The sequence below is a fragment of the Pseudomonas fluorescens genome (assembly GCF_902497775.2).
Classification (GTDB): domain Bacteria; phylum Pseudomonadota; class Gammaproteobacteria; order Pseudomonadales; family Pseudomonadaceae; genus Aquipseudomonas; species Aquipseudomonas putida_F.
Genome location: NZ_OZ024668.1, coordinates 4,437,986 through 4,457,850 on the forward strand (window position 1 = coordinate 4,437,986; position 19,865 = coordinate 4,457,850).

Below are 19,865 nucleotides of genomic sequence, written 5' to 3' on the forward strand. Positions count from 1 at the left end.
CAGCTTTGCTACACTCGGGCCTTCACGATTTTTCGAGGTGCATATGAGCGAGCCGATTCGCCTGACCCAGTACAGCCATGGCGCCGGTTGTGGCTGCAAGATCTCTCCGAAGATGCTCGAGGTGATTCTCGCCGAAAGCGGCACCCAGGCACTGGACCCGAAACTCTGGGTCGGCAACGCCTCGCGCGATGACGCGGCAGTTTACGCCCTCGATGACGAACGCGGTGTGGTTTCGACCACCGACTTCTTCATGCCCATCGTCGATGACCCGTATGACTTCGGCCGCATCGCCGCCACCAACGCCATCAGCGACATCTACGCCATGGGCGGCGACCCGCTGATGGCGATTGCCATTCTCGGCTGGCCGGTCAACGTGCTGGCCCCGGAAGTGGCCCGCGAAGTGATCCGTGGCGGCCGCGCAGTCTGCGCCGAGGCCGGCATTCCCCTGGCAGGCGGCCATTCCATCGACGCCCCCGAGCCGATCTTCGGCCTGGCCGTGACCGGCGTGGTGCAAAAGCGCCACATGAAGCGCAACGACACCGCCACCGTCGGCTGCCGCCTGTACCTGACCAAGCCGCTGGGCATCGGCATCCTCACCACCGCCGAGAAAAAAGCCAAGCTGCGCGACCAGGACAAGGGCCTGGCCCGCGACTGGATGTGCACCTTGAACACCCCCGGCAGCCGCTTTGGCAAACTGGCCGGGGTCAAGGCCATGACCGACGTCACCGGCTTCGGCTTGCTCGGCCACCTGGTCGAGCTGGCCGACGGCAGCGGCCTCAGTGCACGCCTGAACTACAGCGCGGTGCCGCGCCTGCCAAGCGTCGAACACTACCTGGCCGAAGGCTGCGTGCCGGGCGGTACCCTGCGCAACTTCGACAGTTATGGCGAGAAAATCGCCCCGCTGAACGACGAGCAGAAGCACCTGCTGTGCGACCCGCAAACCAGCGGCGGCTTGCTGGTGGCGGTAACCCCGGAAGGTGAAGCGCAGTTTCTCGCCGTGGCGGGCGAACTGGGCCTGAACCTGGCGCCGATCGGCGAACTGGTGGAGCGACAGAGCCATGCGGTTGAGGTGCTTTGATGCGCGACAACTGCACCGACTACCGCAATCTGTTTCTCAACGATGTGCCGATGATGGACATGCGCGCCCCGGTCGAATTCAGCAAGGGCGCCTTCCCCAACGTGATCAACCTGCCGCTGATGAATGACCTGGAACGGCAGAAAGTCGGCACCTGCTACAAACAACAGGGCCAGCAGGCCGCCATCGCCCTGGGCCATCAATTGGTCAGCGGCCAGCTCAAGGACGAACGCATTGCCGCCTGGGCTGCCTTCGCCCGGGCCAACCCCGAAGGTTACCTCTACTGCTTTCGCGGCGGCCTGCGCTCGCAGATCGCCCAGCAGTGGCTCAAGACTGACGCCGGCATCCACTATCCCAAGGTGGTCGGTGGCTACAAAGCCATGCGTAACTTCCTGCTGCATACCACCCAGCAAGCGGTGGCCGACTGTGACTTCGTGCTGATCGGCGGCCTCACCGGCACCGGCAAGACCGAAGTGCTGCAACAGCTGGATAACGCTGTCGACCTGGAAGGCCACGCCAATCACCGCGGCTCCAGCTTCGGCAAACGCGCTACCGGCCAGCCGGCGCAGATCGACTTCGAGAACCAGCTAGCCATCGATGTGCTGAAAAAGCGCGCGCGCGGCGTCGAGCAGTTCGTGCTCGAAGATGAGGGTCGCATCGTCGGCAGCTGCACGCTACCGCTGGAGCTGTACCAGGGCATGCAGCACTACCCGCTGGTGTGGCTGGAAGACAGCTTTGACAACCGGGTTGAGCGGATTCTGCGCGACTACGTGATCGACCTGAGTGCCGAGTTCGTTGCCCTGCACGGTGATGAAAACGGCCTGCCACGGTTTGCCGAGCGCCTGACCCAAAGCATGGCCAACATCCTCAAACGCCTGGGCGGCGAGCGCTACCAGCGGCTGTCGGCGTTGCTCGAACAAGCGCTGCAAGAGCAACTACGCAGTGGTGCGGTGGACCTGCACCGCGCCTGGATCAGCGGCCTGCTCAACGAATACTACGACCCGATGTACGCCTACCACCGCCAGAGCAAGGCCGAGCGTATCGAGTTTGCCGGCGACCAGCGCGAAGTTCGCCAATACCTGCGCGCTCGCGCCGCCCGGCGCTGATCTTAAGGCTGCAGCAGGGCCTGCAGTTCATCTGCGCGGTCCCTGGTGCTGCTGAGGATGCAACCGGCGCCATTGAGCTGATCGATGGTGCCGCCGGTGAGGCTGTAGTACAGGTTGCAGTTGGCATCGCGGTACTTGATCCATGCCCGCTGGGCTTCACGCAGTTGGGTTTGCTGCGGCCCTTCGAGGCCGGCCATGGCCTTTTTGTAAGCACTGTTCAAACGGCTGTCCTGGCGTTTGATCTCGGCGCCGTTGCAGGTGTTCATGGCCAGGGTCGATGCGGCGGTTTTCATGCAGGCGCCGTAGGCCGGGGAGTACTCGTCCTGAGCCTGGGCAGCAGCGCTAATGGCCGTTAGCAGGGCGACGGCCAGCAGTGTACGGTTCATGTGCGGATTCCTTTCGTTATGGGCGAGTAACAACAATGCCAGTTTTACTGGGGGGCTTCACACCCCTACGCATTGCCGGGGATAACCGCACCACGCAACTATTGGCACACCTGCAGCACCTTCTCACGCAACCAGCGATGTCCCGCCTCCCCTTCCCGGCGTTGATGCCAGGCCTGCTGAAAGGCGAACGGCCTGATCGCCAGCGGCGGCTCAAATCTGCGCAAGCGTGAATCCAGCTTGCCGCTGTCCAGACTGCGCCGGGCAACGGTGAGGATCAGGTCGGTGCCGGCAATGACCTCCTGGGCCGCTGCCCAATGCGGCAAGGCCAGTGCCACCCGGCGCTGGGCGCCGATAGCCTTGAGGGCCAAGTCGATCTCGTTGTCGATACCCGGGCGCACCGCCACCAATACATGCGGCCGCGCCAGCCAGCCCTCCAGGCTCAAGCCGCCACGCGCGGGCAAATGACTGCGGTCGGCAATACAGATGAAGCGCTCTTCGAACAGCGTCTGCGCACGCAGCTCTGCCGCCAGCTGCGGGAACACCGCCAAGGCCAGGTCGGCTTCGCCATCGAACAGCTGACCCAGCATGGCCTCGCGACTGCCTTGCGAGACGATCAGGTCGATGCCCGGCGCCTCTTCGCGCAGCACCCGCATCAAGCCCGGCAGCAGCACCCGGGCGCCGTAGTCCGACATCGCCAGGCGAAAACTGCGCTGCGCCCGGCGCGGGTCGAAGCCGGGGCTGCCGAGCAAGCCGTCGAGTTGCTCCAGCGCCTGCTGCAAGGGCTCGATCAACGCCTGGGCCCGCGCGGTTACCTGCAAGCGCCCACCACGACGCACCAGCAACGGATCGCCAAACAGTTCGCGCAACTGCGCCAGGGCATGGCTCACCGCCGGCTGGCTGCGGTGCAGGCGCAAGGCCGCGCGCGAGACATGCTGCTCGGCGAGCAACGCATGCAAAGTCAGCAGCAGGTTGAGGTCGATCCGGCGCAAATCATCCATCAGACGAATAACTCCTGTGCAGCATTCGAATTTCCATTATTGGTATGGATAACCAAGACTTTGGCAAGCCACTTTAAGGAAACTTGCCATGAACCTGTCCGCCATTGCCGCCACTTTGCTGCCGCTGACCATCGCCCTGCTGGCCGGGGCCGCCGTACCTTTTCAAGCTGGCAGCAATGCCGCGCTGGGGCGCTTGCTCGGGCATCCGTTGTGGGCGTCGCTGGTGTCACTGGCGGTGAGTGTGCTGATGGTGATTCCGGCATTGCTGGTGCTGCGGGCGCCGCTGCCGCAGCTCAACGCCCTGGCCCAGGCGCCTTGGTGGGCCTGGCTGGGCGGAGTTGCCGGGGTCGCCTACATCACCGCCGCGCTGGTGTTGACGCCGAAGCTCGGCGCCGCCGGTTTCATCGTCTGCGTGATCGCCGGGCAGGTGCTGTCGTCGTTGATCATCGACCAATGGGGCCTGATGGGCTTGACCGAACGCCCGGTCAACGGCCTGCGCCTGGCCGGGGTCGGGCTGATCGTGGTCGGCATGCTGGTGGTGCAATGGGGAACGTCGACGTCAGCCCGCTAGATAGCGTCCTTGTCGATCTGCATCGGCGGCGGTGGCTCGATCACTTTCTTTAGCTGAAAGTGCAGGCTGGGAGTCTGGATCGCATAGACGATGGCGATGTTGAGCACGATTGCCAGGCCGCCATCAAGCCAGCGCCAACCTGGCACCTGCGCGCCTTTGAACACCTGCCGACACCACCAGGCCTGGGCGGCACAGAACAAGCTGATCGATGCCAGCCAGAGGAAGTAACCCGGCCCAAAGCCGGTGACATCCAGGAAGTCATAGCTCTGGTTGTTCGGCAGCCGTTCGACGAGCAGCGAACTGAGCGCCAGGTACAAGGCGCCAAGGCCCAGCACCAGCGACAGCCAACGCCAGCGACGATGAGTGATGATCGCCAGTCCCAGCAGCGGGTTGGCGAACCAGCTGTAAACCTGCAGGACGATGCCCCAGGGCCCGTACAGCATCGCCTGCAAGGCATGCAGACGGCTATCGCCAGACAGATAGATGGCATCGAAGCACAGGCTCAGCACGTACAACGCCAGGGTGATTGAAACGTAGAACCGGGCCATCAGTTGCCTCCACATTCAATGCACGACGCGTGCTCGGGCACCGACCGAAACGGCACTTTACTCCAGGGTGTGAAGGCCAGTGGCACCGTCACCACGATGCCGGCGATCAGCACCCACGCCGGCCAGCCCAGCAACGGCACCCTGCTGCTGCCCGCAGGTTCCTGCCGGTAGCGCCACTGGCCGAGAATGAACAGCGCCATCGCCAGCAGCCACACGTAGTAACCGATCAACAGGCCCGGCCCGTTGGGCGAATCGGGCACCGGGGTCCAGCCGAGCCAGCCCAGCGGAACCATCAGGCCACTGAGCAACAGCGCCGCGCAGCCCAGGTACAGGGCTACCCGCGGCTGTTTACGGTGCATCACCAGGGCGGCGAAATACAGCGGGTTGGCAAACCAGAAGGACCCATTCAACACCCCCAGGGCCAAGGCGTGCATGCCGCGCATCACATCGTGCTCACGGGCGCAGGCCTGGAGGAACAGGCTAGTGAGATAGCATCCCAGGCTCAAGGTCAGATAGTTCAGCGGCACCTGGCAATCCTTGCTGGTAAAAGAGCGCGCGACAATAGCGCAGACCGTGCTGCCGCGCTTGAGTATTCAACCTTCCATCGGTGCCTGATCCAGCAGCAGCCCATACAACCCCGAGTCCGACAGCTCACCGGCGACACACCAGCGCTGGCGCAGCAGCCCTTCGAGCACAAAACCCTGGCGCTCAAGGGTACGTGCCGAACCCTGGTTGCGTGGATCGATCTCGGCCTCCAGGCGCCGCAGGTGCAGGCCATGAGCGAGGTAGTCGATGAAACAGGTCAGCGCCTCATCCATGTAACCGCGGCCTTGCGCGGAGCTGGCCAGGCAATAGCCGATTTCGCCACGGCGCGAAACAGGGTCAAGGTGGAACAGTTGGGTCATGCCAATGAGTTCGCCATTGTCGCGCCGGTAGATACCCAGTTTGAGCATCTGGCCGGTGGCATAGGCGTCACGGTCTTCGGCCAGTGCGGCTTGCGCCTCTGGCAGCGCTTGCCAGGGGCCGTGGTTCCAGTAACGCATGACCTGCGGGTCGGCCATGATGGCAAACCACGCTTGGGCATCCTCGGGCACCATCGGGCGCAGTTGCAGGCGCGGGCTTTCGAGGCACAGGTCAGCGGGAAAACTGTACATGCGGGTCACGCGGGACCTCCTGTCCGATTCATCAACCCGGCAGTGTACCCCTCAAGTCGCGCCTCAGGCGACTTCGGCGCCCTCGTCCGGCCAGATCGGTTCGTTGGCCTCAAGCGGTGGCAGGCCGTAGGCGGCACGCGCCGCATCGCAGCTGGGGTTGGCTTCGCCGTTGACCCAGGCCGCATCGAACTCGCGGCACGGGGTTGAGCGCTGTTCATACAAGGTGCAGCTCACACCTTTGCCAATCTCGCCTTCGAGCCCGATGCAGCGACAGGGTTTGCTGTCGGTGCCGATCATCGCTACGCGGCTTGGGCTGATCTGGACCACCAGATCGTCGGGCACGACACCACCCGCCGACGTGCACTCACCCCAGAAGAAAGACACACGGAAATACCCGCAGCAGGCGCCGCAGTTCAAACAAGGATTATGTTCGGACATGATGAGAAGGGGGGAGGTTGATTATCGTTATAGGGAGAAACCCGCCGCCATTCTATGCTTTGCCGGATGTTTGAGAAGGGGGGTAATGCAGAAATAAATCGCCGCTGACGGACGGTTGTTTCGCCGCGGCAATCCCGCTCCCACTGAAGGAGCGGGATTGACCCGCGATGGCCTGTACGCTTACTTCTGGGCCGGCTTGCTGCCTACGCCATCAGCCCGGAACATCTGCCGAATACCGCGCACCGCCTGGCGGATGCGGTCCTGGTTCTCGATCAGGGCAAAACGCACATGGTCGTCGCCATAGTCACCAAAACCGATGCCCGGCGACACGCAGACCTTGGCTTCGGCCAGCAGCTTCTTGGCAAACTCCAGCGACCCCAGGTGCGCATACTCCTTGGGAATCTTCGCCCAGACGTACATCGACGCCTTCGGGTTCTCGACCATCCAGCCCAGCTCGTGCAGGCCTTTGACCAGCACATTGCGGCGCTGGCGATACTGCTCGGCGATGTCGCGCACGCATTGCTGGTCACCTTCCAGTGCGGCAATCGCGGCCACCTGCAGGGGGGTGAAGGTGCCGTAGTCGTGATAACTCTTGATCCGCGCCAGGGCGTTGACCAGCTCGGGGTTGCCGACCATGAAGCCGATGCGCCAGCCCGCCATGTTGTAGCTCTTGGACAAGGTGAAAAACTCCACCGCGATGTCCTTGGCGCCCGGCACCTGCATGATCGACGGTGCCTTCCAGCCGTCGTAGACGATGTCGGCATAGGCCAGGTCGTGGATCACCAGCACGTCGTACTGCTTGGCCAGGGCCACCACCCGCTCGAAGAAGTCCAGCTCGACGCACTGCGCGGTCGGGTTGGACGGGAAGCCGAGGATCATCATCTTCGGTTTCGGGATGGATTCGCGGATCGCCCGCTCCAGCTCATTGAAGAAATCCACGCCCGGAATCAATGGCACCGAACGCACCTGGGCACCGGCAATCACCGCACCGTAGATGTGAATCGGGTAGCTGGGGTTGGGCACCAGCACGGTGTCGCCATGGTCGAGGGTGGCGAGCATCAGGTGCGCCAGGCCTTCCTTGGAGCCGATGGTGACGATGGCTTCGCTTTCCGGGTCGATGTCGACCTCGTAGCGGTCTTTGTACCAGCGCGAAATCGCCCGGCGCAGGCGCGGGATGCCGCGGGAAGTCGAGTAGCCGTGGGTGTCTTCACGCTGGGCGACCTGCACCAGTTTCTCGACGATGTGCGGCGGCGTGGCCCCGTCGGGGTTGCCCATGCTCAGGTCGATGATGTCCTCGCCACGACGGCGCGCAGCCATCTTGAGCTCGGCGGTGATGTTGAAGACGTAAGGGGGGAGACGATCAATGCGCGCAAAGCGGCGCGGCGAACCTTGGTCAGCCATGGTTTCCTCGAAGACGTAAGCGCCCGGAACCGTCCGAGCGACGTTGGCCACTGCCGTGGCCGAGGCAAACCATAGAACCTTTACCCGCTGGGTGTCCAGTAGCGACAGAAAAATACCTCAACAAGCCTTTCCTTTGCATTACAGCCCTGACAACATAATGAGAATCATTTGTATCACATTTATTAATTAGCCAGCATTCAAAGGAACTGCAATGCTTTCCCCCCTCCCCCAGCGCCACCCGCTCAAACCGACACTTCTCGCCATTGCGTTATCCACCGCCAGTACCGGGCTGCAGGCAGCCACACCAGCAGACGACACAGAAACTGTCGATACTCATCACCATCAGATTTGGGAACTGGGTGAAACCCAGGTCATCAGCAACCAGCTTGGGACCATCACCGAAGGCAACGGCAGTTACACCCCGGGCACCATCGCCACCGCCACCCGCCTGGTGCTGACGCCCAAGCAGACCCCGCAGTCGATCTCGGTGGTTACCCGCCAGTTCATGGATGACTTCAACCTCAACGCCATCGACGAGGTGATGCGCCATACACCCGGCATCACGGTCTCGACCCTGGACAGCGAACGCAGCACCTACTACTCCCGCGGCTACGCGATCCAGAACTACCAGTACGACGGCATCCCCACCCTGGACAACGGCGTCAACGCCGCCGGCAACAACCTCAGCGACACCGCCATCTACGACCGCATCGAGGTGATCAAGGGCGCCAACGGCCTGCTTTCCGGTGCCGGCAAGCCTGGCGCGGCGATCAACTTCGTGCGCAAGAAACCCAGCGCCGACTTCAACGCTCACATCAGTGCCAGCGGCGGCTCCTGGGACAACTATCGCAGCGAGCTCGATGTCTCCGGGGCACTCAACTCCAGCGCCAGTGTGCGGGGGCGCGCTGTGGCGGCGCTGCAGGACAAACACTCGTTCCAGGATCACTATGAACGCAAAACCAGCGTCTACTACGGCATTGTGGAAATGGACCTGGACGACAGCACCCTGCTGACAGTGGGCGCCGACTATCAGGACAACGATCCCCGGGGCTCCAGTTGGGCCGCCATTTCGATGTTCAACAGCGATGGCAACCTCAACGAGGTCTCGCGTTCGTTCAATCCGGGGGCGCAATGGAGCCGGTGGGAGCAATACACCCGCACGGTGTTTGCCAGCCTGGAACGCCAATTTGCCAACGACTGGGTCACCAAGCTGGAACTGAGCCACAAGCTCAATGGCTACCACGCAAGGCTCGGCTCACTCAGTGGTGGCGCGCCCAATCCTCACACCGGCGCCGGCAGCACCCTGTATTCAGGCAAATTTACCGGCGAGACCAAGACCGACACCGCAGAACTCTACGCCACCGGCCCTTTCGAGCTGTTCGGGCGCGAGCATGAGTTGGTGGTCGGCACCAGCTATTCACGGGCCAGGTTCGATGCCAAGGCCTACAACCCGACGGCGAGTTACGACAACCGCGTCGACAACTTCTACACCTGGAACGGCAATATCGCCGAGCCTGACTGGACCCTGGCCCGCACCGATGACCAGACTACCCGACAGACCGCCAGTTACATCACCGCACGCTTCAAGCCCACTGATGACCTGGCGCTGATCCTGGGCAGCCGCTTTGCCAACTTCACCCGCTCCGGCGACAGCGATCAAAAGGAAAGCGGGCGCGCTGTACCGTACGCGGGCGTGGTCTACGACCTGAACCCGACCTACGCCGTGTATGCCAGCTACACCAGCATCTTCAACCCGCAGTCCAGCCAGGATCGCTTCGGCAAGACCCTGGAGCCCAACGAAGGCGACAACTATGAGGTGGGCCTGAAGGGTGAATGGTTCGACGGGCGCCTCAACGCCAGCCTGGCCTACTTCGAAATCCATGAAGACAACCGCGCCGAACAGGACCGCAGCGGGCAACCGTCGCAGGTATTGAGCCCCTATGTGGCGACCAAGGCCAGGTCCAAGGGCTACGAAGCGGAGATTTCCGGGGAGCTGGCGCGCGGCTGGCAGGTGCAGGCCGGCTATACCCACAAGATCATTCGCGATGACGACGGCGACAAGATCTCGACCTGGGAGCCGGAGGATCAGCTCAGCCTGTTCACCAGCTACAAGCTGCCCGGCGAGCTCGAACGCATGACCGTTGGCGGTGGCGCCCGTTGGCAGGGCAAGTCCTGGCAGGGGGTGAACAACCCGGTTCGCGGCCGCGAAGACTACACCCAGGAAGCCTACTGGCTGGTCGACCTGATGACCCGCTACCAGTTCACCGACAAGCTCTCCGGCCAGGTCAACCTGAACAACCTGTTCGACAAGAAGTACTTCACCAACGTCGGCTTCTACAACTCGTACTACTACGGCGACCCGCGCAACCTGAGCGTCAGCGCCCGCTACGATTTCTGAGCGCCGCCAGCACAACGAGCCCCGGGCTGCACAGCCCCGGGGCCCTGACTTCAATACACTTGCACCCGCCACAGCTCGCGGGAGGCCGAAGCCGCCGACATGGGCAAACGGCCATGCAGGGTCTGGTAGTTGTCGATCAGTACCAGATCCCCCTCGGCCCACTCATGGGCGATCAGGCACTCCTCGTCGTAGACCAGCGCATTGAGCTGCTCAAGCAGCGCTTGCTGGGCCTGGGCTTCGAGACCTTGTACCTCCTGGCTCAGGGTCTGCAGGCTCGACTCGGTGCCTTCCTGATAGCGCAAGATCCGTCCACCAGTGTGCGGGTGCAGGTCGACCAGGCTGTAGCTACGAGGCGATCCACCGAAGTAGGTCATGCGCGTGTAGTAGGTGATGTCCACCGCTTGCCACTGGCGAGCAACCTGATTGCCGACCTTGCGCAGGGCATTGCGACTGTCGACGATGGTAGTCTGGCCTTCACCGGGTTGCGGTGCCGTCTTGCAGTAGAGCATGAACTTGCTCGCGCAAAACTTCGGATCACGCTGAACCTGGGTATCGCTGGCCGGCAGCATGTTCAGGTCCCAGTGCAGCGGGGTTTTCTCCAAGGAGTGCACCACGCCCTCAGGTTTGTCTGCAGGCTTGACCACATGCACCTTGCCGAAGGCCCACTGGTAGATAGTGCCGAAACGTTCGCAGTCGCGGGCGAAACTGTCGCGATCCTCGAACTGGCAGCCTCGCAGGCAGACAAAGCCGAAGGCTTCTACCAGCTTTTCCAGCAACTGCGTCGAGAAGCGCTCGAAGCCCAAGCCAAGCGGATCGCGTACCACCAGGCCGAACAATGGGCGCTTCTGCAGTTCGAACTCGAAACCCTGCAACGCTTCGCCCGCTGTTTCGTGATACAGCCAGGGCCTGCCCTGATACTGCACCAGCACATGCTTGTCGAGGTCCACTTCAGCATGGCCGCGCAAGGTCTGGCTACCGTCCAACTGCCGCACCGGCACCGCATGCCAGGGGCTGGAAACCCGCGTCAGACCGTCCGCCAGGGCCAAGGTGAACTTCGGCCCGGCATTGTCATACTGATGCACCGACAGGCGGATGTCGTCGGGGAAAAAGCGATTGACCGCGGCATTCAGTGCGTGGCCGCGGAACATCATCTGGTAGGCCTTGTAGCCGATCTGCAGCAGATGCTCGTCTTCGCTCTGCCCCGCTTCGCGGCACAGGCGCAGGTCGTTGTAGAGGTGGCTGCAGAGCTTGTCGTGGCCGTGGCTGAGGGTCTCGTCAGTACGGCTCTGCTCGATCAGCGCCTCGACGTTCTTCCACGGCAGGCGGGCCTGCTTGACCAGGGTGGCACGCACGGCGTCGGCACTGCTGGCCTGGGGGAACAGGTCTTCCATGCTCACCCAGTTGATCGTGTGGGTGGTGCACAACTCGCGCAACGCCTGGTTGTAGGCTTTGCGCACGTCGTCAGGCACACCGACGATGTCGTTGAAGGTGGTGCCGTCACTCAAGATCGACACCACGCAACCCGGGCTGTGCAGCGCGGCAATCTCCTGGCCCAGTTGATCGAGGCGTTCGATGGCCATGGCCTCGCCGTAGTCCGGCAGCGTGCCGAAGGTCTGGTCGCGGGCGTTCGGCGACTTGCACGGGAAGCCCGGCAGCACCAGGCGTACCGGTGCCTGCTGCGCGTAGAAATGAGCAAGGCTTGCAGCGAGGTTGGCGCGACCTGCGGTGTCGAAGCGATCGTCGCGTTCCTTGAGCAGATAACCCGCCAGCACATCGCTGACCGCCTTGATCCAGGTGTCCTTGTGTTGCATGACCTTTCTTCCTTGAGAGGTGGTGTATCAGAGCAGGCTGGCAACAGCGCCAGCCTCGCGAGCTTGGTTGGCTAAATGCAGGGCATGCAGCAGGTCTGCCGGCTGCTCGCAGTAAAAATCCGCAGCCTGAGCCTGCAGGGCAAAGACCCGGCCATAGCCCCAGGTCACGGCAACGGCGCGCATGCCAGCGGCGCGCGCGGTCATTAGGTCGATGACGGTATCGCCGACAAACAGGCAACGGGACGGTTCGACTGCCAGATGGCGGGCCGCTTGCAGCGCCGCGTCAGGCTGAGGTTTGAGTGGGTAGCCACGGCGCTGGCCAAGCACGATCTCGAAGGTGTCCGCAGGGAACAACCGGGCGGCGACCTGCAGGGCCATGTCATGGGCCTTGTTGGTGACGATGGCCATCGGCAGTTGCCACTGGCGGCAGCCCTCAAGCAGCTCCAGCACGCCGTCGAACGGTCGCGAGAACTGCACCAGGTGCTGCTGGTAGCAGGCGATGTACTGCTCATGCAGGGCCTTGTCGTCGGTAATCCCCAGGCGTGCGGCAACCCGCTCGAGCATCGCGCCGGTACCGCCGCCCACGTAGGCACTGATGGTTTCCAGCGCCAAGGCTGGGTGGCCTTGCTCGCGCAGCACCCGGTTCAGGCACCAGACGATATCGGGCAAGGTGTCGACCAGGGTGCCGTCAAGGTCGAAGATAACGGCATCCGCCGCTAACGCGACCGGCATCATTGCGCACTGGCGTAGTGACAAGGGCGGCCCTGGCGGAACACCAGGCGGCTGTAGCGCTCGTCTATGTTGCTGCGTTTGTCGAGCATCACCACCCCGCTGCGCTTGATCGCCACCGAGTGCCAGGGCGTGCGCCACAGGTCGCTGGTGGGCACCAGGCGAATACCGATCTTCGCCGACACCGCCAGTTGCGGGTGAATCGACAGGCGCAGGCACTGTGGATAACGCGCCTGCAGCAGCGCACTCCAGGCTTCACTGCGCTGGATCACCCGTTGCGAGGCCGGCTTGGCGATCTTCTTCACAGCGTTGAGACTCATGCCGGCGAACTCGGCAAGGCCCGAGTAATCCTCGGACAAAAAGCGGTGGATGCCGCAGTACATCAGCATCATGTGCGGCTCGTCCTGAAAGCGCTGGCCCAGCGCGATCAGCGACTGGCCGTACGCGATCATCAGTTCCTCGCGCATCGAATCCAGGCAGCCCAACTGCGGGTAGGCATCCTTGAGGTCGAACAGGGCGAAGCTGTGCGGATAGTGCTGCTGCGCGTAGCGCTGGATCTCGTCGGTGTAGGCCTTGACGTGGTCATCAGGCACCCGCACCAGGTCGGAAAACACGTAGCCGTCGGAGCAAATGTGAATCAACGCGCCCGGCGCATACAGGGCCTGGATTTCCGCGCACAGGTGCTGCAGCTCGTCGATGGCGTGGCGCTCGGCAAGGTCTGGCAAGTGGCTGAGGGTTTTTTGCCGGTTCGGCGACTTGCCCGGAAAGGCGGGCAAGACCATCTCGATACGCTGGCCGGCATCGATAGCCTTGAGGACTTTATCCAGATGCGGCTCGAGCACTTCGGCCGACAGCTCATCATCCTGCCCGGGCGCCAGGCTGCGGCGACGGAACAGGCAGTCGAGCACCTGCACGGCGGTATCGAGGTGCGGGGAGGTATGGCGTTCGCGCAGCAGCGCGAGGCACGCCCGTTGAGCAACGGCGTTAAGCTCGGTCATGGACAATCCCTTGTGTGGTGAATCACGGCCAGCATCCTCTGGCCATGCGCAGATACTCCTTACCTGCGCGGCGATAAAATCCGGCAAACCCGGGGTACTTGTCAACAGCAGTTTCGGTCGTTGTGGGAGCGGGCTTGCCCCGCGATAAGGCCGCAGAGACAAAAAAAAACGCCCCAGGCTCTGCAGCCTGGGGCGTTTTCATTACACGCTGATGAATCAGTGCGCGTAAGTCAGCAACAGCTCGGTCGGCACTTTGGTGTCCAGCGACATCATCACGCTCAACGCAGTGATGGTGAAGATCGAGAACACGAACAGCTTGCGTGCCCACAGGCGGTCATCGACAGCCTTGTAGCCGGTCCAGGCCATGTACAGCCAGTACATGCCCATGGCCGCGGCAACGGCCATGTAGCTCATGCCCGCGTAGCCACCCAGAGTCAGCATCAGGGTCGCTACCAGGAACGCCACGATGTACCAGAGGATGTGCTTCTTGGCCACCAGAATCCCGCGCTTGACCGGCAGCACCGGAATCGATGCGGCCAGGTAGTCGTTGAAGCGGAAGATCGCAATGGCGTAGGAGTGCGGCATCTGCCACAGGCTGAACATCACCAGCAGGGTCAGTGCAGCCAGGTCGAAGCTGTTGCTCACCGCGCAGTAGCCGATCACCGGAGGCATGGCACCGGACAGGCTGCCAACCAGGGTGCCGTGCACCGATTTGCGCTTGAGGTACAGGCTGTAGAACCCGACGTAGATGACAAAGCCGATCAGGCCGAACAGCGCCGCCAGGGCATTGGCCTGCACGTACAGCAGGCCAAGGCCGGCCACCCCGAGCAGGGTGGCGTAGGCCAGCGCGACTTTCAGCGAGATCTGGCCCTGGACCATCGCACGGTTCTTGGTGCGCTCCATCTTGATGTCGATGTCACGGTCGATGCAGTTGTTGAACACGCAACCGGACGCCACCACCAGCGAAGTGCCAATCACCGTGGCCAGGAACAGCATGAAGTCGACATGCCCTTGCGCGGCAAGGAAAAAACCGCCTGCCACAGAAAGCACGTTACCGAAAATGATCCCCGGTTTGGTGATTTGGATAAAGTGCTTAACGGACATGTCGTCTTACCTCACTTCGCCATCATGCTGGTGTGGATGCTGAACATGATCCACAGCGACAGGCCGACCAACAGTGCAATGACCATCACGGTAAACATGAAGGTCGACACGTTGGAGCGCTGCTCGGCGGAACGGTCCATGTGCAGGAAGTACACCAGGTGAACCACGACCTGGATGACCGCCAGGGCCACCACGACCATGATCGTGATGTCCTTCGGCATGCTCGGGAACATCACCAGGCCGAACGGAATCGCCGTCAGGATCACCGACAGGATGAAACCGATCACATAGGACTTGACGCTACCGTGGTTGCCCTCGGCGTGGCTGTTATGTGCGTTAGCCATTTACAGAACCCCCAGCAGATACACGACGGTGAACACGCAGATCCAGACCACGTCCAGGAAGTGCCAGAACAGGCTCAGGCAGCTCATGCGGGTCTTGGCGGTGCCAGTGATACCGTGCTTGTTGATCTGGTACATCATCACCGCCATCCAGATCAGACCTGCGGTTACGTGCAGACCGTGGGTACCGACCAGCGCGAAGAACGCCGACAGGAAGCCACTGCGCTGCGGGCCGAAGCCCTCGGCGATCAGGTGATGGAACTCATAGACTTCCATCGCGATGAAGCCGGCACCGAACAGGAAGGTCACAGCCAACCAGCCCAGCACGCCGCCCTTGTTGCCTTTGAACATCTGCAACATGGCGAAGCCGAAGGTGATACTCGAGAACAGCAGCAGTGCGGTTTCGACCGCGACAAAGTCCAGCTGGAAAATGTCGTGACCCGACGGGCCGCCGGCAAAACTGCCGGACAGCACCGCGTAGGTGGCGAAGAGCGACGCAAACAGGATGCAGTCGGTCATCAGGTACAGCCAGAAACCGAATACGGTCATCTGGCCCGAGTCGTGGTGGTGGTCGTCATGCCCATGGTCGTGACCATGAGCATGAGTATCAGCGTTAATTACATGACTGGACATTGATTAAACCCGTTCAAACGATTCGACACGTGCGCCAACCGGAGTACCGGTAGCCAGGCCCAGGGACTTCATGCGCTCACCTTCGATGCGCGCCACTTCCTCGGCTGGAACCATGTAACCCTGGTCGTCACGTGCAGCGTGAGCGACGAAGACCGCGATGGTACCGATCAGGCTTGCGCCAACCAGCCACCAGATGTGCCAGATGAAGGCGAAACCGAATACGGTGAGCAAGGCACCCATGAACACACCGGTGGAGGTGTTGTTCGGCATGTGGATCGCTTCGTACTTGGCCGGAACCTTGTAGGCAACACCGGCTTCCTTGGCTTCGTGCCAGGCATCCAGGCCGACTTTCTCAGGCATGGTGGCGAAGTTGTAGAACGGTGGTGGCGACGAAGTCGACCATTCCAGGGTACGGCCACCCCATGGGTCGCCGGTCACGTCCATGTTGTCCTTGCGGTCGCGAATCGACACGTACAGCTGGATCAGCTGGCAAGCGATACCGAACAGGATCAGCACGGCGCCGAACACGGCTACGTACAGGTAGGGTTCCCACAGTGGGTTGTCGGAGTGGTTCAGACGACGGGTCATACCCATGAAGCCCAGTGCGTACAGTGGCATGAAGGCCACGTAGAAACCGGAGATCCAGAACCAGAAGGCAGCTTTGCCCCACTTCTCGTTCAGGGTGAAACCGAAGGCTTTCGGGAACCAGAAGGCGAAGCCGGCAATGTAGCCGAACACCGCACCACCGATGATCACGTTGTGGAAGTGAGCGATTACGAACAGGCTGTTGTGCAGAACGAAGTCAGCACCCGGAACAGCCAGCAGTACGCCGGTCATACCACCGATCGAGAAGGTCACCATGAAGCCCAGGGTCCACATGATCGGCGCGGTGAAGCGCAGACGGCCCTGGTAGATCGTGAACAGCCAGTTGAACAGCTTCACCCCGGTCGGGATCGAGATCAGCATGGTCGCCAGACCGAAGAAGGTGTTGACGCTGGCGCCCGAACCCATGGTGAAGAAGTGGTGCAGCCATACCGCAAAGCCCAGTACCGCGATCGCGCCCGAAGCGTAGATCATCGACTTGTGGCCGAACAGGCGTTTGCCGGCGAAGGTCGAGGTGACTTCCGAGAACACACCGAAGGCCGGCAGGATCAGGATGTAAACCTCAGGGTGACCCCAGGCCCAGAACAGGTTGACGTACATCATCGGATTGCCACCAAGTTCGTTGGTGAAAATGTGGAAATCCATGTAACGGTCAAGCGTCAGCAGAGCCAGTGCAGCGGTCAGGATCGGGAACGAAGCGACGATCAGGACGTTGGCCCAGGTGCAGGTCCAGGTGAAGATCGGCATGTCCATCAGCTTCATGCCAGGCGCGCGCATTTTCAGCACGGTGGCGAGGAAGTTGACACCCGTTAGCGTCGTACCCAGACCCGATAGCTGTAGCGCCCAGATGTAGTAGTCGACACCCACGCCAGGACTGTACTGGATACCCGCCAACGGTGGATAAGCGACCCAGCCGGTCTTGGCGAACTCACCAACACCCAGGGAGACGTTGACCAGCACGACGCCGGACACCAGCAGCCAGAAGCTCAGGGAGTTGAGGAACGGGAAAGCAACGTCACGCGCACCGATCTGCAGAGGCAGGGCCAGGTTCATCAGGCCGGTGAAGAATGGCATTGCCATGAAGATGATCATGATCACACCGTGAGCGGTGAAGATCTGGTCATAGTGTTCGGGAGGCAGGTAGCCCTCGGAACCGCCGGTGGCCATGGCCAGCTGCGTGCGCATCATGATGGCGTCGGCAAAGCCGCGCAGCAGCATGATCATCGCGACGATGATGTACATCACCCCGATTTTCTTGTGGTCGACCGAAGTCAGCCACTCGGACCACAGGTAGGTCCACTTTTTGAAATAGGTGATAGCACCAACGAGCGCGAGACCGCCGAGCGCGATCATGGCAATGGTCACCATGACTATCGGCTCGTGATACGGAATCGCATCCAGACTTAGTTTACCGAACATCTCTTACTCCTCTGCCCCAGCAGCTGAATGCATAGTCACGTCCATCCCTTCGGTACCGGCCGCTTCTTTGCTCTGCTCTTTTTCGTGGACCGGCCGACCGCGGTTCATGCCTTCGTACTTGTCGACGATGGACTGGAACTGCTCAGGCGAGGCCACGCTGTACAGCGCGACTGGATTGTTTTCGCTAGTTTTGGCCAATGCCGCGTATTCAGCCGCATCCAGCTGTTTAGGCGATTGCTTGACTTCGTTCACCCATGCCTCGAAATCAGCCTGGGAGGTGGCGGTTGCCTTGAACTTCATACCGGTGAAACCAGCACCGCTGTAGTTGGCGGAGATACCGTCGAACTCACCGTTCTCGTTGGCGATCAGGTGCAGCTTGGTGGTCATGCCAGCCATTGCGTAGATCTGCCCGCCCAGGCCCGGGATGAAGAAGGAGTTCATCACAGAATCGGAGGTCACGCGGAAGTTGACCGGAGTGTTGGCCGGGAAGACGATCTTGTTGACCGTGGCAATGCCTTGTTCCGGGTAGATGAACAGCCATTTCCAGTCCAGGGCGACCACGTCGATCTGCACCGGCTTCACGTCGGAAACCAGCGGACGATACGGATCAAGCTCATGGGTGGTCTTGTAGGTCACGTAACCCAGGGCAATGATGATCAGAACCGGAATGGTCCAGACCGCCACTTCGATCTTGGTCGAGTGCGACCAGTCCGGAGTGTAGGTGGCTGCCTTGTTGGAAGCGCGATACTTCCAGGCAAACGCCAGGGTCATGAAAATGACAGGAATCACCACCAGCAACATCAAGCCGGTAGCGATCAGGATAAGGTTCTTTTGCTCAATGCCGACCTGGCCCTTCGGGTCGAGCAGGGTCCAGTTGCACCCACTGAGTAAAAGCATGCCTAAAAAGGGCAGAATGCCAAACAGTCTGGGGTAACGCTTTTTACTCATCTCACGACCTCTAGAGCAGCTTGCTTCAATGCAATTTGTGTTTTGGTCGCCAACACTTCGTCCTGCCAAGCGTTAGCATTTATGGGATCGAATACGGTCATGCCTTGAGGCCAGCTGCGGCGGCTCGGCATAAACCGGGTATTGCGGTGTTTATTGTTTTGACTTCAGTAGGCAACAGGCCTGTGTTCAGACCAATTCCATTTGGTGCGGGAAATCACGGAGGGGGGTCAGCCCGGCATCGCCGCAGGCGATGCTCGTCAGAGTCAGCGAAAAGAGCCCTGAAGCTCCTTTAATCCTGCGACTCGCAAGCGGTGCCGAACGGAAATTGGGGGCGATTGTAGATAGGTAACCAATCGTTGACTATGACTTATTGAGCAACAGTCCTTTACCAATTGTGTAACAATCGCGCCTTAAAAATCAGTTTCGCGACAGTTTGTCGCACCCCTTCCAATACCCCTGGAACGCCCGCTCTACAAGGGTTGAACCTTGATCAGGATCAAGGTCGGTGCGACAAACTTTGCAAATCTCATTGCACAACGGGCTTGCGTCAATACATGACTTTTGTCTAAGCCTGACGGCGGTTGCGGTAGATGCCCAGGGGCACCAGCACGGCGGTCAGTATAAAGGCTACCAGTGCCCATTGCGCCAGAGACAGGCCCATGACTGGCGGGTATGGCGTTGAGCAAAAGCCATCGACCTGGAACACCAGTGGCAGTACCGAGGCCAGCGGCAGGCCGTCGACGATTGGTTGCAAGGTGTCGATGCCGCAACTGACCGCCGGGTTGGCGAGGATGTACACGTGGTTGCCGGCGGCGGCGATACCACCGATAGCGCTGAGCACCACCAGGCCCTCGAGCAGGGTCAGGCTGCGCTTGCCGGGCATCGCCGCACCAATGAAGGCAAACAGCGCGATCAGCAGCAAGGCATAGCGTTGCAGGATGCACAGCGGGCATGGCGCCTCGCCCAGCACGATCTGCATGTACAGCGCCCCGCCGATCAGGGCAAGACAGATCCCCCCCAGCAGTACCAGAAAGCGCCGTTCCCGATTCAGGCGCGATGTTTGCTCGTTCATTGCTGTTCCTTCGTAGACTGGATTGGCTCGACTGCCGATGCGCAATTCTACACGCTGAAGCAGACCACAGAGAGCGGCAAAAGTGCCGCGCCAGGCCTTTGTGAAGAACGGCGAGAAGCAGAATACTGATTT

At 61.4% G+C, this 19,865-nt stretch carries 20 protein-coding genes; 4 read left to right on the forward strand and 16 right to left on the reverse strand.

Translation table 11 applies throughout. The features are described from left to right. The first annotated feature begins 43 nt into the window (after positions 1-43). A complete protein-coding gene (gene selD, locus F8N82_RS20460) occupies positions 44-1,078 on the forward strand; it encodes a selenide, water dikinase SelD (RefSeq protein WP_038997048.1) in 1,035 nt (344 codons plus the stop codon). Next, a complete protein-coding gene (gene mnmH / locus F8N82_RS20465; RefSeq protein ID WP_038997049.1) occupies positions 1,078-2,181 on the forward strand; it encodes a tRNA 2-selenouridine(34) synthase MnmH in 1,104 nt (367 codons plus the stop codon). The genes selD and mnmH overlap by 1 nt, the downstream gene beginning before the upstream one ends. Positions 2,182-2,183: 2 nt before the next feature. On the opposite strand, the gene F8N82_RS20470 is transcribed toward mnmH, so the two are convergent. After that, a complete protein-coding gene (locus F8N82_RS20470) occupies positions 2,184-2,567 on the reverse strand; it encodes a lysozyme inhibitor LprI family protein (protein ID WP_038997050.1) in 384 nt (127 codons plus the stop codon). Between the two features lie 98 nt (positions 2,568-2,665). Then, positions 2,666-3,565 (reverse strand): LysR family transcriptional regulator, encoded by a 900-nt coding sequence (locus F8N82_RS20475; RefSeq protein WP_038997051.1) that lies wholly within the window; start codon positions 3,563-3,565, stop codon positions 2,666-2,668. Positions 3,566-3,653: 88 nt separating this feature from the next. Here F8N82_RS20475 and F8N82_RS20480 point away from each other — a divergent pair, with 88 nt between their 5' ends. Beyond that, complete coding sequence (locus F8N82_RS20480) at positions 3,654-4,136, forward strand: DMT family transporter (RefSeq protein WP_038997052.1); 483 nt, start codon at positions 3,654-3,656, stop codon at positions 4,134-4,136. Here the strand turns inward: F8N82_RS20480 and F8N82_RS20485 are convergent. The 5 genes from F8N82_RS20485 to alaC all read right to left on the reverse strand — a co-directional run bounded on the left by F8N82_RS20485 (position 4,133) and on the right by alaC (position 7,677). Beyond that, positions 4,133-4,684: a hypothetical protein gene (locus F8N82_RS20485; RefSeq protein ID WP_038997053.1), complete on the reverse strand. Its 552-nt coding sequence runs from the start codon at positions 4,682-4,684 to the stop codon at positions 4,133-4,135. The two genes, F8N82_RS20480 and F8N82_RS20485, sit on opposite strands and share 4 nt — an antisense overlap. Then, positions 4,684-5,211, reverse strand: coding sequence for a hypothetical protein (locus F8N82_RS20490; protein ID WP_052251584.1), 528 nt, complete (start codon positions 5,209-5,211; stop codon positions 4,684-4,686). The genes F8N82_RS20485 and F8N82_RS20490 overlap by 1 nt, the downstream gene beginning before the upstream one ends. Positions 5,212-5,277: 66 nt before the next feature. Further along, positions 5,278-5,847, reverse strand: a complete 570-nt coding sequence (locus F8N82_RS20495; protein ID WP_038997054.1) for a GNAT family N-acetyltransferase — start codon at positions 5,845-5,847, stop codon at positions 5,278-5,280. Between the two features lie 54 nt (positions 5,848-5,901). Then, positions 5,902-6,276, reverse strand: a complete 375-nt coding sequence (locus tag F8N82_RS20500; protein WP_038997055.1) for a YkgJ family cysteine cluster protein — start codon at positions 6,274-6,276, stop codon at positions 5,902-5,904. A 180-nt stretch (positions 6,277-6,456) separates the two neighbouring features. Further along, a complete protein-coding gene (alaC, locus tag F8N82_RS20505) occupies positions 6,457-7,677 on the reverse strand; it encodes an alanine transaminase (RefSeq protein WP_038997056.1) in 1,221 nt (406 codons plus the stop codon). Positions 7,678-7,888: 211 nt separating this feature from the next. On the opposite strand from alaC, the gene F8N82_RS20510 reads away from it, so the two are divergent. Further along, positions 7,889-10,075 (forward strand): TonB-dependent siderophore receptor, encoded by a 2,187-nt coding sequence (locus tag F8N82_RS20510; protein ID WP_080764801.1) that lies wholly within the window; start codon positions 7,889-7,891, stop codon positions 10,073-10,075. A gap of 50 nt (positions 10,076-10,125) precedes the next feature. Here F8N82_RS20510 and F8N82_RS20515 read toward each other — a convergent pair whose 3' ends face one another. The 9 genes from F8N82_RS20515 to F8N82_RS20555 all read right to left on the reverse strand — a co-directional run bounded on the left by F8N82_RS20515 (position 10,126) and on the right by F8N82_RS20555 (position 19,733). Beyond that, positions 10,126-11,886 carry an isocyanide synthase family protein gene (locus tag F8N82_RS20515; protein WP_038997058.1) on the reverse strand — a complete coding sequence of 587 codons (1,761 nt, stop codon included), beginning with the start codon at positions 11,884-11,886 and terminating at the stop codon, positions 10,126-10,128. Between the two features lie 27 nt (positions 11,887-11,913). Further along, positions 11,914-12,618, reverse strand: coding sequence for an HAD family hydrolase (locus F8N82_RS20520; protein WP_038997059.1), 705 nt, complete (start codon positions 12,616-12,618; stop codon positions 11,914-11,916). After that, positions 12,618-13,613, reverse strand: a complete 996-nt coding sequence (locus F8N82_RS20525) for an isocyanide synthase family protein (RefSeq protein WP_038997060.1) — start codon at positions 13,611-13,613, stop codon at positions 12,618-12,620. Before F8N82_RS20525 ends, F8N82_RS20520 begins: the two co-directional genes overlap by 1 nt. Positions 13,614-13,829: 216 nt before the next feature. Then, positions 13,830-14,717: a heme o synthase gene (gene cyoE / locus F8N82_RS20530; RefSeq protein WP_038997062.1), complete on the reverse strand. Its 888-nt coding sequence runs from the start codon at positions 14,715-14,717 to the stop codon at positions 13,830-13,832. 11 nt (positions 14,718-14,728) lie between these two features. Then, on the reverse strand, positions 14,729-15,061 hold the full coding sequence (gene cyoD, locus F8N82_RS20535) for a cytochrome o ubiquinol oxidase subunit IV (protein WP_038997063.1): 333 nt from the start codon (positions 15,059-15,061) through the stop codon (positions 14,729-14,731). Beyond that, the gene (locus F8N82_RS20540) at positions 15,062-15,691 is read right to left on the reverse strand and encodes a cytochrome o ubiquinol oxidase subunit III (RefSeq protein ID WP_026001353.1); all 630 of its coding nucleotides are present in this window, start codon (positions 15,689-15,691) and stop codon (positions 15,062-15,064) included. A gap of 3 nt (positions 15,692-15,694) precedes the next feature. After that, on the reverse strand, positions 15,695-17,713 hold the full coding sequence (gene cyoB, locus F8N82_RS20545; RefSeq protein WP_038997064.1) for a cytochrome o ubiquinol oxidase subunit I: 2,019 nt from the start codon (positions 17,711-17,713) through the stop codon (positions 15,695-15,697). A gap of 3 nt (positions 17,714-17,716) precedes the next feature. Continuing rightward, positions 17,717-18,661, reverse strand: a complete 945-nt coding sequence (cyoA, locus tag F8N82_RS20550; RefSeq protein WP_010223516.1) for a ubiquinol oxidase subunit II — start codon at positions 18,659-18,661, stop codon at positions 17,717-17,719. 565 nt (positions 18,662-19,226) lie between these two features. Beyond that, positions 19,227-19,733, reverse strand: coding sequence for a disulfide bond formation protein B (locus tag F8N82_RS20555; RefSeq protein WP_038997065.1), 507 nt, complete (start codon positions 19,731-19,733; stop codon positions 19,227-19,229). Positions 19,734-19,865 lie beyond the last annotated feature (132 nt).